We start from the raw sequence: 14,106 nt of genomic DNA, 5'->3' as shown, positions 1-14,106 counted from the left end.
TCTCGGTACGTGCGGACAGGGGGGAGCGACCCCCGGTCAGACGTGTGCTCCGAGGGCCGTGGCGCGGGGTGCGGACGGCCGGGGCGGGCCGCGCCGGGACAGGGTGTGGGCGAGGACGACGGTGTGCGGCCGGTGGGCGTTCCGCCGCGCCCGGCGGACCGGGCCGCGCGGGGCGTCGGGGACGCGGACGAGCGCGCGCAGCAGGCGCAGCGGGGTGAAGGCGTGCGCGAGGGCGGCGCGGGCGAGCGTGAAGAACGCGGCCTCGCCGTGGGCGAGCCAGAGACCGCAGAGCAGTGCGGCGAGGAGGTGGACGGCGAGCATGCCGGGGCCGGAGGCGGTGGCGGAGTCCACGACTTGGGCGATGGTCGGGTCCAGGGCGGTGGTCGGATCCAGGGCGGTGGTTGTTCCTTCCCCCGTGCCCGTCATGCCCGTCGCGCCCGTCATGCCGTGCGTCGCGTGGTGGTGGGCCGTGTCGGCGTGCCCGCCCTGGTGCGCCGCGGCCCCTCCGTGGGCGCCCGTCGTCGAGAAGAGCACGTGGAGCGCGCCCTGGAGGGTGAGCAGCGCGCCCGCGATCGTGGGCGCGCCCCGGCGGCGGCCGGCTCCCGCCCAGGCGACGGCGGCCGTCACGGCGAAGGCGCCGAGGAGCGCGGTGGCCGGGAGCCCGTGCGCAGACATGGACGAATGCCCCACCGCTGCCAAAGTCACGCACACCACCGCGAACAGTGCGGCTCGCAGGGCGCGCAGGGGCGACCGGGCATCCGTCATCGTCCGCCATGGTGTCATCCCGCCACCTGGCCGAACAGACCGCCCTTCCACCGGTCCGGCCACCCTTCCACCGGTCCGGCCCCGGCGCGTCCGCCCCCGGCGGAATCCTCCGGGAGCGGAATCGCTGGTCCGGTCCCGGGCGGCCGGGCAGGCTCGGATCATGAAGCTGCTGATGCTCGGAGGTACGGAGTTCGTGGGCCGCGCGGTCGTCGAGGCCGCGCTCGGCCGGGGGTGGGAGGTGACGGTCTTCCACCGGGGCCGGCACGCTCCCCCGGCGGGGGTCCGGTCCCTGCTCGGTGACCGCACCGCCGGTCCGGACGGTCTCGCCGCCCTCGCCGGGGGCTCCTGGGACGCCGTCGTGGACACCTGGTCGGCGGCCCCCTCGGCGGTGCGGGACGCGGCCGGGCTGCTCGTGGACCGGGTCGGGCGGTACGCGTACGTGTCGAGCCGTTCCGTGTACGCCTGGCCCCCGGCGGCCGGGCTCGCGGAGGACGGTCCGCTGGTGTCGGGGTCGCCGGACGACGGGGACGTGCCGTACGCGGAGGCCAAGCGGGGCGGGGAGCTCGCCGCCGGGGCCGCCTTCGGCGCCGACCGGACGCTGCTCGTCCGCGCGGGCCTGATCCTCGGTCCGTACGAGAACGTGGGCCGGCTCCCCTGGTGGCTGAACCGGATCGCGCGCGGCGGCCCGGTCCTGGCCCCCGGGCCCGCGGAGTCGCCGATCCAGTACGTGGACGTGCGCGACCTGGCCGTGTGGACCCTCGACGCGGTGGCGGCCGGGCTCTCGGGGCCGTACAACCTCGTCGCGCCGCCCGGGCACGCCACCATGGGCGGGCTCCTCGGCGCCTGCGTGCGGGCCACGGGTTCGGGCGCCGAGCTGCGCTGGACTGCGCCGGAGGAACTGCTCGCGGCGGGGGTGGAGCCGTGGACGGAGCTGCCCGTGTGGCTGCCGCCGGGCGAGACGTACGACGCGATGCACACCGCCGACGTCTCCCGGGCGCTCGCGGCCGGGCTGCGCTGCCGGCCCGTGGCGGAGACGGTCGCGGACACCTGGGCGTGGCTGGAGTCCCTCGGCGGGGTCGCGCCCCAGCGGCCGGACCGCGCGGAGGCCGGGCTCTCGCCGGAGCGCGAGGCGGAGGTCCTGGCGGCGCTGGCCGGGGGGTGAGGGCGCGGCGGCCCCCGGACCACCAGGAGCTGCCCGTGCCGGTGTGATCGCTTACGGTCGACGGGAAAGGTGCGCGGCGGTACGGAGCCGCGTGAACCCGTACGAACCGGAGGAGTCGACGTCATGGCCGTCATCCCCGCCGTCTCCGTCGCCAACCTCCGTGACCTCGGCGGCCTGCCGCTCGCCGGCGGGCGGGCGGTCCGTCGGGGGCTCGTGTTCCGTTCGGCGCAGCTCGACCGGCTCGACCCGGGCGATCCCGCCGTGGCGGGCCTGGGGGTCCGTACGGTCGTGGACTTCCGGACGGACGCCGAGCGCGAGGAGCGGCCCGACCGGCTGCCCGCCGGCGCCCGGGCGCTCGTCGCGGACGTGCTCGCCGACTGGCTGGCCACCAGCGGGCTGCCCCCGGCCGCGCGCCTGAAGACGCTGCTCTCCCAGCCGGCCCTGGCCGAGGAGCACCTGGGCGGGGGCCGGATGCGGGAGGCCTTCGCCCGGACCTACCGGGCCTTCGTCTCCGCCGACTCCGCCCGCGCCGCCTACGCCGTCCTCCTCGCCGAGCTGGGCGCGCCGGACGCCGGGCCGCTGCTCTTCCACTGCACGGCGGGCAAGGACCGGACGGGGTGGGCGGCGACGGTCGTCCTGTCGCTGCTCGGGGCGGACGAGGGGACGGTGCGGGAGGAGTACCTGTCGGTCAATCCGGCGGTGCGGCAGGCGTTCGCGCCGATGATCGAGGGGTTCACGGCCCAGGGCGGCGATCCCCAACTGGCGCTCGACATGATCGGGGTGCTCCCGGAGTACCTGGACGCGGCGCTCGACGAGGTGGCGGTGCGGCACGGGTCGATGGAGAAGTACGTACGGGAGGGGCTCGGGGTGCCGGACGAGGTGACGGAGCGGATCCGGGAGCGGTTGACGACGGGTGGCGGTTGACGGGCCCCGGGGGCGCGCCCGGGCCGGTGCGGGCCGGTGCGCTCCGGGGTGACCATCGGAAGAATCGCTCGTTCTGCTGAACGTGAGCACCCAGGATCTCGACCCCTCCCCCACGGGTCCCGTCGACGTCGAGCAGGCCGAGGCCGCGCTCGTCGAGCGTTATCCGCGGCTCGTCCGCATCGCCTACCTCGTCCTGCCGCCCGCGCTCGGCCGCAACCGCCGGGTGCTGACCGCCCACGCGCTCGTCCAGCGCTCGCTGCCGCGCCGCCGGGTGCCGGGTCCCGCCGTGCCGGGGCCCCGGCGGACCGAGGACACGGTCGATCCCGGGTACGCGTACGTACGGGGCGAGGTGCTGCGGCAGGCCCTGGTCGCCGGGCTGCCGCTGCGGCGGCTCGCGCTGCCGCGCCGGGCGCAGTTCCCGCCGCTGCTGCCGCACGTGTGGGGGCTGCGGCTCTTCCCCCGGGTGGGCGGCGCCGACGAACTCGCCCTGGACCAGCGCCTGTCCCGGCTCTCCGGCCCCGGCCGCGCGGCGTACGTGCTCCGCGGCCTGGAGCGCCAGGGCGACCCGGAGGTCCTCCGCGTCCTGGCCGCGGCGGGCGCCGAGGACCCGGCGGCGGCCTTGGCGGAGGCGGACGCGGTGGAGGCGGTGGAGGCGTGGGGCGCCTCGGAGGTGCTGGACGGGGCGGACGCGGTGGAGGAGCGGGAGGGCGGGCCCGCCGGGGGCACGCCGGAGGCCCCCGCCGCCCCCGCCGCCCCCGTCGCCCCCGTCGCCTCCGTCGCCCCCGTCGCCTCCGTCGCCCCCGTCGCCTCCGTCGGCGAGGCGTCCCGGAACGACCGCCCGCCCAGGGTCGGCGAGCGGGCTGGGCCCGGTAGGAGCGGCCCCCGGGCCGCTCGCCTCGGTGGTGTCGCCCTGCTCGAATCCGACGAGTTCGATCCCTGCGCGCTCCAGGCGCGGCCGACCGATCTGCTGCGGCGGCGGCAGCACGTCTGGGCCGGGTTCGCGGCCGTCGCGGCGCTCGTGGTGTGCGGGGCGCTGCTCGGGCTGCCCGGGGGCGGGTGGGGGCGGAACGGGGCCGCGGCGCCCTCGTACGCGCGCAACCCCGCCGCCGAGGCCGCGCTCGATCCGGCGGCCGTGAAGCGGGTCGGTCCCGCCGTCTGGCCGGGGTCGACGCGGCAGGACTTCTCCGTGTGGCCCGCGCGCGGGAACCTGGCCGGGGACACCGCGCTGCTGCGGCGGGCCCTCGCCGTATGGGCGCGGCCCGGGGGTTCCGTGCGGTCGTCCGCGACGCCGGGGACGCCCGTCGGGCCGCCGATGGGGCCACCCCAACTGCTGTTCGCGGGGCGGGTGGACGCGGCGCGGGTGGTGCTCTTCCACGACGGGCTGCGGGCCGTGCGGTACGCGGAGCCGGTCGGGGGGACGGCGGGCGTCGCGCTCGACTTCGCGCGGACGGACGGGGCCGACGCGGTCGGTTCGACGGCGCTCGTCGTGTCCCGCGCGGCGGGCAACGTCCGCTACCTCACGGCCCCCTGGGTGCGGGAGACGGCGGTGCGGGACCTGCTGGCGCCCGCGAAGGAGCCGTACGTCCTGGCGCGGGACGCGGACGGCGTCACCGATCCGGTGCCCAGTCCGGCGCAGGCGAAGGGCTGCACCCGGTGGAACGCGCTCCAGGTGCGGGACGGTTCGGGCCCGCGGCTGTTCACCGACCTCGGCGAGCCGGCGCCCGCCCGGCTCCTGTGGGGCAGGCCGGCCGATCCGGCGGACGCGACCGGGACGGAGGCGCGGGAGGCGTGGGCGCGGACGGCCTGCCAGCTGACGGCGGTGCGGGCGCACGGGGTGCGGTCGGTGAACGCCTGGCGGTTCGCCCGGCAGCCGTTGCCGGAGGACGCGGGGCTCGGCGCCTGGCTGTGCACGCGCGCGGAGACCTGGCGGGGCACGGGCGGCCGGGTCCTCGCCCAGTTCCTGGTCCCGTCTCCGGAGGTGCCCGCGGCGCTCGCGGCCCGCTCCGAGGGTTCGCCGGCCTGCGGCGTGCGTGACCCCCGGGTCCTGGCGGGCGTCCTGTGGCGGGCGCCGGGCGGCAGTTGGTACGTCCTGGCGGCGGGCTCCTCCGACTTCGCGTCCCTGGAGGTCTCGGGCGGGGTGGAGGGCCGCTCGGACGGGTCCGTCCTCGCCGTGCCGGCGAGCGCCGGGGCCCGGGCGGACCTGAACGGCACCCTGCGGGACGGGACGCGGACGACCGCGCTGCGGTGAGGGGCCGTCCCCGGCGGCAGGTCCGCAGCAAGGCTCCGGGCCCCGGCGGCCCGCCCGCGGAAAGGCCCCGCGCCCCGCCGGGGCTGCCGCAAAAAGGCCTCGCACGCACCTGTTCCCGTCGCTTACTCCTCAGTATATTGACGGCATGTCTCATACGGAGCCCGCACCGGTGGCGTCGGAGCACGTCGAGCTCAAGGCCCGCAAGGTCTCCTTCGACTGGGAGGAGACGCCGCTCCACTGGGTCCCGGGCGATCCGTTCACCACGCACACCATCAACGTGCTGCACCTGCTCCTCCCGGCCGGCGAGCGCTGGTTCGTGCACGTCTACAAGCAGGCGCTGCCGTACGTCACGGACGACCGGCTCCGCGAGGACGTCATCGGGTTCATCGGCCAGGAGGCCATCCACTCCCAGGCCCACGACGACGTCCTGCCGCACCTGCGGAAGCTGGGCCTCGACCCCACGCCGTACACCGCGCAGGTCGACTGGTTCTTCGAGAAGCTGCTCGGGGACCGCACGCTGCCGCCCGGCCGGGCGCGCCGCTGGTGGCTGATGGAGCGGGTCGCGATGATCGCCGCCATCGAGCACTACACCGCCTTCCTCGGCGACTGGGTCCTCAACGCCGACGCGCTCGACCGGGTCGGCGCCGACCCGACCATGCTCGACCTGCTGCGCTGGCACGGGGCCGAGGAGGTCGAGCACCGCTCGGTCGCCTTCGACCTCTTCACACACCTGGACGGCGGTTACCGGCGCCGCGCCCGCACCTGGGCGCTCGCCTTCGGCGCGCTCGTCTTCCTCTGGCAGCGGGGCATCCGCTTCTTCCTGGAGAACGACCCGAGCCTCGTCGACCCGAAGGCCTCCTTCGCGGACTTCGTGCGGAAGGGGCGGCAGGGCGTGCTGCCCTCCACCCCGGCCATGCTGCGCTCCGTCCCGCGCTACCTCAGCCGGTCCTACCACCCCTCGCAGGAGGGCGACACCGCGCAGGCCGTGGCCTACCTCGCCTCCTCCCCCGGCGCCAACGGGGGCCGCTGATGCCCCGGTTCGCCTCCGTCGCCCTCGCCGCCGGGGCCGCCCTGCTCGTGCGCCGGGCCGTCCGCCGCCGCATGTCCACCGCCCCGCTGTGGCCGATGCCCGCGCTGGACGAGCCCGTCTCCGGGTACGGCCGGGGCCGCACCGTCCCGCGCAAGGTCCTGGTCGCCGGCCGCACTTCGCCCGCCGAGGGCGTCGTCGAGCTGCGCCTCGAAGGCGCCGGGCTGCCCGCCTGGCAGCCGGGCGCCCACATCGACCTGGTCCTGCCCTCCGGGCTCGTCCGGCAGTACTCGCTCTGCGGCGACCCCGCCGACACCGGCGCGTACACGGTGGCCACCCGGCTGATCGGGGCCGGGCAGGGCGGCCGGGGCGGTTCGCGCGAGGTCCACGAGCAGCTCCACGCGGGCGTGGAGGTCGAGATCCGGGGCCCCCGGAACCGCTTCCCGCTCGTCGACGCGCCCGCGTACGTCTTCGTGGCCGGCGGCATCGGCATCACCCCGGTCCTGCCCATGCTGCGCGCCGCCGAGGCGGCCGGGGCGGACTGGCGGCTGCTCTACTGCGGCCGGAGCCGCGCCACCATGCCGTACCTCGCCGAGGTCGGGGCCCTGGGCGGCGGCGGCCGTACGACCGTCGTCGCCGAGGACGAGTCCGGCCTGCCCGACCTGGGCTTCCTCGCGGACGTGCCGGAGGGGACCGCCGTCTACTGCTGCGGTCCCGACGGGCTCATGGACGCGGTCGGCGCGGCGCTGCCCGAGGGCCGGACCCCGCGCCTGGAGCGCTTCTCGGCGTCCGCGACGACCGGCGGCACCGCCTTCGAGGTCGAACTGCGCCGCTCGGGCCGGACGGTGGCGGTGGCGGCCGACCAGTCGCTCCTGGACGCGGTCCGCACGGAGCTGCCGGACGTCCCGTACTCCTGCCGGCAGGGGTTCTGCGGCACCTGTCAGCAGCGGGTCCTGGCGGGCGGGATCGATCACCGGGACGAGCTGCTCACCGACGCCGAGCGGGACGACTCGATGCTGATCTGCGTCTCGCGCTGCGCGGGGAGGCGGCTCGTGCTCGACCTCTAGGGCGGAGCCTGGAGAAGGTGGCCGTACGCCGTCCGGCGCAGGAGCTGGACACCGGCCCCGCCGAGAGCCTGGACACCGGGTTCGGCGAGCGGGCCCCGGAGAAGACGGTCGCGTTCTTCACCTCGGGCCCGGCGGCCCGGACCTCGGGCCCCGCGGCCCGGACCTCGGGCCCGGCGGCCCGAGGCGGGTGCGCGTGCCCTACGGCAGGACCAGCCAGTCCAGGGCGAGCGCGGCGAGCAGGCCGCCCGCCAGGAGCCACGTGCCCAGCCGGGTGCGGCCGTTGCGGGAGAGTTCGATCACGATCCCGCAGAGGATCATGGCGAGTCCGTACACGCCGACGACCAGGACGGACGTGCGGCTCGCGAGGCGGACGACGAGCACCACGGCGAGGGCGACGAGGAGGACGGAGGCGGCGGCGACGCGCAGCCGCCTCGCCTGCCTGGGGGTGAGGCCCCCGGCGGGCCGCCCGCCCGGCTCTGCGGACTCGTCGTCGAACTCGTCCCCCTCGTCGTCGGGTTCGGCGGCCGCTGCTCCCCCGTGGCCGTCTTCGGGACGGTCGGCGAGCTCGTCGGCGGTCTTCGGGGCCCCGGGGGCCTTCGGGGACCCGGTCGCCGGGGTGTCCTGGTCGGCAGCGCTCATGGGGCAGGAGCGTAACGGACGCCGTTAGGCTGTTCGCATGACGACCGGGGTACGCCGCAGGATGGGCGTCGAGGAGCGCAGGCAGCAGCTGATCGGGGTGGCCCTCGAACTCTTCGGCCACCGCTCTCCCGACGAGGTGTCCATCGACGAGATCGCCGCGGCCGCGGGGATCTCGCGACCGCTGGTCTACCACTACTTCCCCGGCAAGCAGAGCCTCTACGAGGCGGCCCTCCGGCGGGCCGCCGACGAGCTGGCGGCCCGCTTCGTGGAGCCGCCCCAAGGCCCGCTGGGGGCCCGGCTGCTGCGGGTGATGGGCCGCTTCTTCGACTTCGTGGACGAGCACGGCCCCGGGTTCGCGGCCCTGATGCGGGGCGGTCCGGCCGTCGGCTCCTCGACGACGAACGCGATGATCGACGAGGTGCGGCAGGCCGCGTACGAGCAGATCCTCGCGCACCTGGAGGTCGAGGAGCCCTCGGCCCGCCTGGAGTTGGTGGTCCGCTCCTGGGTGTCGCTCGCCGAGTCGACGGCGCTGCTCTGGCTGGACGGGCGGCGGGTGCCGCGCGCGGAGCTGGAGTTGCAGCTCGTGCACGACTTCGCGGCCCTCGCGGCGGTGAGCGCCGCGTACGACCCCGGGACGGCGGAGGTCCTGGTCGGGATCCTGGCGGACGAGCCGGCCGACGGGCCCTTCGGGGACCTGGTGACCCGGCTCGTCTCGCTCGTGCCCGCGCCCGGGCCCGCCCCGGACGCCCTGCCCGCCGTGCCCGACCAGAGGACCCCGTGACGACGGCGGATCGAGACCGCCGGGCGGACCGTGGCCCGGCGGGACCGCCCGACGGGCGACCCGCGGCTGCGTGCGTCCTACGAGGCCGTGGGCTGCCGTGCCGTCGGCGAGGAGCCGGGAAAGCCCGCCGCCGACGGCACGCGCCACGGGGTCACCCCGAGGGAGTGGGCGCTCCCCCGGGGGCCGGTCATCCGGCCTTGAACACCGCCACCGTCCGCGCCGGGACCGTGAAGGTGCCCGAGTCCTTCGCGTAGGCGGCGGTCCTCACGACCGCGTCGGAGCCCTTCGCCTGGACCGGGTGCAGGCGGTAGTCCTTGCCGGCCAGGCCGGTGACCTTCTGCTCCCGCGCCTGCGGGGTCGCGTTGAGGACGACGACCAGGTCGCCGAGGCGCATGGTGATCACGCCGGGCGTCTCGTCGCGGCCGGAGAGCGGGAAGGTCAGGGCGGAGCGCACCCGGTCGGCGGTGGCCAGGGAGAAGACCGCTTCGGTGGTGCGGATCTTCTGGAGGTCCCGGTGGGCGGCCGAGGCGCCGTCGATCTGCGCGCAGCCGACGGTGAGGGACGGGTTCGTCAGGAGCGGCTTCGCGAAGCCCCACTTCGACCGGTTGTCGGCGGCCGGCGGGAGACCCCGGCCGAAGCCGTTGCCGTCGCGGCAGTCCCAGTGGATGGCGTTGAACCAGTCGCCGCTGTCGTACGAGTTGCGGTCCAGGGACTTCGAGCGCAGCAGGTCCGAGCCGGCCTGGGAGAGCGCCGGGCCCTGCGAGAGGGTGGCCGTCGCCAGGGCGAGGACCTGCATGCGGGCGCGGTCGGCCGGGGAGGTGCCCGCCGGGAGCTTGAAGGCGAGCGCGTCGTACAGGGACTCGTTGTCGTGGGCGTCGGCGTAGGCGAGGGCGTCGCCGGGGGCGGACGCGTACCCGGCCGGGGAGCCGTTGTAGTCGACCTCGGAGCCCTTGACCGTGCGGCCGGAGGTGTCGGTGAAGGCGTAGTCGGCGAGGTTGCCGGTCAGGCCGACCTTGATGAGGTCCTGGTAGTGCAGGAGGCGGGCCTTCTGCTCGGCCGGGGTGCCGTTGGCGGGCGAGGCGTTGGGGTCGGTGTAGAGGCCGGAGGCGAAGCCCTGGACTCCGGGGTCCTCGTCGAAGGGGCCGCCGCCGCGGACGGCGTCGCGGGCCCGGTCGGAGAAGGTCGCGATCCCGGTGCCGGCCATGTTCTTCTGGGTGGCCTGGACGAAGCGGGCGTCGTCGGCGACCTCGCCGAAGTTCCAGCCCTCGCCGTAGAGGACGATCGCCCTGCCGTCGACGCCGTCCTTGGCGGGGGTCAGGGCGTCGAGGGCCTTGCGCACGGCCAGGATGTTGGCCTTCGGGTGGTGGCCCATGAGGTCGAAGCGGAAGCCGTCGACCTTGTACTCCCTGGCCCAGGTGACGATCGAGTCCACGACGAGCTTGCCCATCATGGCGTTCTCGGGCGCGGTGTTGGCGCAGCAGGTGGAGGTGGTGACGGCGCCGTCGGCGTCGAGGCGCTGGTAGTAGCCGGGCACGATCCGGTCGAGGACGGACTTGTCGGACTGTCCGGCGGCGACGGTGTGGTTGTAGACGACGTCCATGACGGTGCGCAGTCCGTCGCCGTTGAGGGCCTGGACCATCCGCCGGAACTCGACGGTGCGGCGGGTGCCCTCGGGGTCGGTGGCGTAGGAGCCCTCGGGGACGGTGTAGTGCAGCGGGTCGTAGCCCCAGTTGAAGCCGTCCTTCGCCGCGGCGGCGGTGACGCAGGCCTGCTGCTCCTCGGAGTCGGGGGCGTACGCCGTGAGGTCGCAGGCCGGAGCGGCCTGGTCCCCCTTCTTCTCCGGGACGGTGCCGATGTCGAAGGCCGGGAGGAGGTGGACGTAGGAGGTGCCGGAGGCGGCGAGGTCGCGCAGGTGCTTCGCGCCCTTGCTGTCCTGGTCGGTGAAGGCCAGGTAGGTGCCCCGGTGGTCGGCGCGGGCCGTGGGGTCCGCGATCGAGAAGTCGCGGATGTGGAGTTCCTGGATCTGGGCGTCCCGCAGCGGCACGGCGGCGGGCTTCTTGAGGCCCTTCCAGCCGGTGGGGGCGAGCTTCGGGTCGGTGAGGTCGACGGCGAGGCTGCGGGCGGAGTCGGTGGTGAGGGCGGTGGAGTAGGGGTCGGTGACCTTGTTGGTGACCATCTTCTGGACGGTGGGGGCCCAGACCTTCACGGCGTACCGGTAGGGCTTCCCGGTCCAGGACTTCGGGCCGGTGGCGGACCAGACGCCGGTGGTGTCGTCGCGGCGCATGGCGACGGTCCGGCCGTCGAGTTCGAGCGCGACCGACCGGGCGGTGGGGGCCCAGACGGAGAGGGTGACGCCGTGGCGGCCGAAGACCGGGCCGAGGGCGGCGCCGGTCGCCTTCTTCGCGTACAGGTCGTCGAGGACGCCGGCCGTCTGGACGCCGGTGGCGGCGAGCAGGGCGCCGTTGGCGGCGCGCTGGGTGGCGATCAGCTGGCCGCGCAGGGAGTCGCGGATCCGGTCGGCGTCGCGCGGGTCGACGGTGAAGGCCGGGTAGTCCTTGAGGTGCGGGTACTTCGCCTTCTGGGCGTCGGTGAGCGTCGTCCGGTTCAGCCGGAGCCACTGGCCCTCGGTGTTCAGGGCGCCGCCGGTGACGGCGATCCCGCCGTCCTTCGCGTGGACGAGCTGCTGGCTGGTGGCGTCGGTGGCCTTCACCTTCCAGACGACGGTGTTCCGGTCGATCCACTGGGCCGAGGCCTTGGCGAGGTCGAGGTCGGGGGCGCCGCCGACGGTGGGCAGGAGGTACGTGGGCTCCCCGCCGAGCAGCCAGACCTCGTGGCCGTAGGTGGCGAGGTCGAGGGACTGGTCGGTGGGCAGGTCCTTCTGGTCGCCCTTGTGGAGGATGTACGAGAGGGAGGTCGCGCCCGCGGCGAGGGGCACCTCGTAGACGGCGCCGTACGCGTCGACGCGGACCGGCAGCAGGGGCTTGGACCAGTCGGTGGGCTGGGCGGCGCCGGTCCAGGTGTGCAGGCCCCAGCCGTCGTAGTCGCCGTCGGCGCGCTGGTAGTGCAGCACCGCCTTGGTCTTGTCGGGGGTGACGGGTGCCGGGTCGGTGTCGGACTGGCCGTCCCGGCCCTGGGTGATCCAGACCTCGCCGGTGCGGCCGAGGTCGACGGTCCGCCGCGGGCCGTCGGCGGCGCCGTCCTTCTCGACGGTGTACGGGATCGTGGCGGCGCCCTCGGGGACCTCGACCCAGGCGAAGGCGCCGTGGGCGTCGCGGCCGGTGAACGCGGCCTGCTGTCCGGCGGCCTTCAGGGTCCAGCCGTCGTAGTCCCCGTCCTCGCGCTTGTAGTGGACGATCGCGTGGGTGCGTTCGACGGCGACCGGCTTCTCGGGGGCCGGGGGCGCGCCCGCCGTGGTGGCGGCGGTGGCGCTCGCGGTGCGGCCCGCGCTGTCGACGACGACGGCCTTGTAGCGCAGGGCGGTGCCGGCGGGGGCGGTCACGTGCTGGGTGACCTTGTAGGGGGCGTGGTCGGCGGTGCCGAGGGTCTGCCAGCGCCCGTCGCCGACCTGGGCGGCGAAGACGACCCGGTTGAGCTGCCCGCCGGTGACGTCGGCGGAGAGCTCGACGGTGCCGGTGGCTCCGGCGGCCGGTGCCTTGAGGTCCAGGGAGGGCTTTACGGCCGGGGAGGGGAGGGCCCGGTCGGCCTGGAGGACCAGGGAGGAGAGGGCCGGGACGGTGACGGTGACCTTGCCGTCCTTGGCCGTAACGGCTCCCCGGCCGCCGTACAGGGTGCGGAAGGCCGCCGAGTCGACGGGGATCGTGACGGCCTGGTCGGCGGTGGAGCCGTTGGCGGCGACGAGGTACTCGGTGCGCGCCTTCGCGTCCGTGCGGGAGAAGGCGTAGACGGAGCCCTCGGCGTACCGCTCCTGCTGGACGCCGTCGCGGAGGGCCGGGTGCTCGCGGGTGAGCTTCGACAGGGCGGCGATCGAGCGGTAGACCGGGTGGCCGGTGTCGTACGCGTCGGTGGCGTGGGTGCGGTCGGTGCCGAGCTGGTCGTCGTCGAGGTAGTCGGCGGCCTGCGAGGCGAAGAGGGGCTGGCGGGCGTCCTTGTCGCCGCCGGCGCCGGTGAAGCCCTGCTCGTCGCCGGAGTAGACGACCGGGTTGCCCCGGGAGAGGAACATCAGCTCGTTGGCGAGCCGGGCCCGCTTGAGGAGTTCGGCGTCGGTGGCGTTCGGGTTGTCCTGCTCGAGGAAGGTGCCGATGCGGCCCATGTCGTGGTTGCCGAGGAAGGTCACCTGCTCGTAGGCGTTGGCCTTGTCGGTGGTGTACCGGTAGTCCTCGGCGAAGACCTCGGCGAGGCGGTCGGCTCCGGCGCCCCGGGAGGCGAAGGCGCGGGCCGCGTCCTGGAAGGGGAAGTCGAGGGTGGCGTCGAGCCGGCCCCGGGTGACGTAGGGGGCGGTGACGGCGGTGTCGGCGGAGTAGACCTCGCCGAACATGAAGAAGTCCTCGCGGCCCCGCTTCTTGGCGTAGGCGTCGAGGGCGGTGGCCCACTGGGTCCAGAAGTCCAGGTCGACGTGTTTGACGGTGTCGATCCGGAAGCCGTCGATCTTGAAGTCGCGGACCCACTTCTCGTAGATCCTCTTCATGCCCTCGACGACCTCGGGCCGCTCGGTCCACAGGTCGTCCAGGCCGACGAAGTCGCCGTACTCGGCGGACTCGCCGACCCAGGTGGAGTCGCCCCGGTTGTGGTACATCGTGGGGTCGTTGAGCCAGGAGGGGACCTTGACGCCCTTCTCGGCCACGGGCGTGTACGGGAAGGAGTCCGCGTCCACCCGGCCGACGGCCTCGCGGTCGTCGAAGGGGCGGCCGTTCGTGTCCAGGTAGGGGTAGGCGCCCTTGGGGCGGTAGCCGTACGTCTTCTCGGCGTAGTCGACGGTGTCGGCGGTGTGGTTGGTGATGACGTCGAAGAAGACCTTCATGCCCTTGGCGTGGGCGGCGGCGATCAGCCTCTCCAGGTCGGCGTTGGTGCCGAAGTGGGGGTCGACCCGGGTGAAGTCGGTGATCCAGTAGCCGTGGTAGCCGGCGCTGGCGTTCTCGCCCTCGCCCTGCACGGGCCGGTTCTTGAAGATCGGCGCCATCCAGATGGCGGTGGTGCCGAGGCCCTTGATGTAGTCGAGCCGCCGGGTGAGGCCCTTGAGGTCGCCGCCCTGGTAGAAGCCCTTGTCGGTGGGGTCGAAGCCGGTCCGGGTGCGGCTGCCGGTGAGGCCGCCGCGGTCGTTGGACGCGTCGCCGTTGGCGAAGCGGTCGGGCAGGACGAAGTAGAACTGCTCGCGGGTGAGGTCCTGGCGGGCGGGTTCGGCCGCGAGCGCCCGGTCGGACGGCGGGGCCGGGGGCTTCGGCGCGGCGGTCGCGGGGACGGCGGGCACGAGGGCCGCGCACAGGGCGGCGGCCAGTGCGACGGCCGTTCTCTTGCGTATCACGGGGAGTCTCCCTG

9 protein-coding genes are annotated in these 14,106 nt (G+C 75.2%); 6 read left to right on the top strand and 3 right to left on the bottom strand.

Annotated elements, in window-relative coordinates:
* Positions 1-36 precede the first annotated feature (36 nt).
* Positions 37-675 (bottom strand): hypothetical protein, encoded by a 639-nt coding sequence (locus ACIP5O_RS24940; protein ID WP_401296828.1) that lies wholly within the window; start codon positions 673-675, stop codon positions 37-39.
* Positions 676-925: 250 nt separating this feature from the next.
* Between ACIP5O_RS24940 and ACIP5O_RS24935 the strand changes: the two genes are divergently transcribed.
* From ACIP5O_RS24935 to ACIP5O_RS24915, 5 genes are all read left to right on the top strand, one after another.
* Positions 926-1,927 carry an NAD-dependent epimerase/dehydratase family protein gene (locus tag ACIP5O_RS24935; protein ID WP_401296826.1) on the top strand — a complete coding sequence of 334 codons (1,002 nt, stop codon included), beginning with the start codon at positions 926-928 and terminating at the stop codon, positions 1,925-1,927.
* 123 nt (positions 1,928-2,050) lie between these two features.
* Positions 2,051-2,851 carry a tyrosine-protein phosphatase gene (locus ACIP5O_RS24930; RefSeq protein WP_401296824.1) on the top strand — a complete coding sequence of 267 codons (801 nt, stop codon included), beginning with the start codon at positions 2,051-2,053 and terminating at the stop codon, positions 2,849-2,851.
* Positions 2,852-2,924: 73 nt separating this feature from the next.
* Positions 2,925-5,099 carry a hypothetical protein gene (locus tag ACIP5O_RS24925; protein WP_401296972.1) on the top strand — a complete coding sequence of 725 codons (2,175 nt, stop codon included), beginning with the start codon at positions 2,925-2,927 and terminating at the stop codon, positions 5,097-5,099.
* Between the two features lie 145 nt (positions 5,100-5,244).
* Positions 5,245-6,129 (top strand): metal-dependent hydrolase, encoded by an 885-nt coding sequence (locus ACIP5O_RS24920; protein ID WP_401296822.1) that lies wholly within the window; start codon positions 5,245-5,247, stop codon positions 6,127-6,129.
* On the top strand, positions 6,129-7,193 hold the full coding sequence (locus tag ACIP5O_RS24915; protein WP_401296820.1) for a PDR/VanB family oxidoreductase: 1,065 nt from the start codon (positions 6,129-6,131) through the stop codon (positions 7,191-7,193). Before ACIP5O_RS24920 ends, ACIP5O_RS24915 begins: the two co-directional genes overlap by 1 nt.
* A 198-nt stretch (positions 7,194-7,391) precedes the next feature.
* On the opposite strand, the gene ACIP5O_RS24910 is transcribed toward ACIP5O_RS24915, so the two are convergent.
* Entirely contained in the window at positions 7,392-7,832 is a 441-nt protein-coding gene (locus ACIP5O_RS24910) for a hypothetical protein (RefSeq protein ID WP_401296818.1), read from the bottom strand.
* A gap of 37 nt (positions 7,833-7,869) precedes the next feature.
* Between ACIP5O_RS24910 and ACIP5O_RS24905 the strand changes: the two genes are divergently transcribed.
* Positions 7,870-8,613 carry a TetR/AcrR family transcriptional regulator gene (locus tag ACIP5O_RS24905; protein ID WP_401296816.1) on the top strand — a complete coding sequence of 248 codons (744 nt, stop codon included), beginning with the start codon at positions 7,870-7,872 and terminating at the stop codon, positions 8,611-8,613.
* 187 nt (positions 8,614-8,800) lie between these two features.
* Here ACIP5O_RS24905 and pulA read toward each other — a convergent pair whose 3' ends face one another.
* The gene (pulA, locus tag ACIP5O_RS24900; RefSeq protein WP_401296814.1) at positions 8,801-14,092 is read right to left on the bottom strand and encodes a pullulanase-type alpha-1,6-glucosidase; all 5,292 of its coding nucleotides are present in this window, start codon (positions 14,090-14,092) and stop codon (positions 8,801-8,803) included.
* Between the last annotated feature and the right edge of the window lie 14 nt (positions 14,093-14,106).

The organism is Streptomyces sp. NPDC088915 (assembly GCF_044749825.1).
Taxonomy (GTDB): Bacteria; Actinomycetota; Actinomycetes; order Streptomycetales; family Streptomycetaceae; genus Streptomyces.
This window is presented reverse-complemented; position numbering and strand designations above follow the sequence as displayed.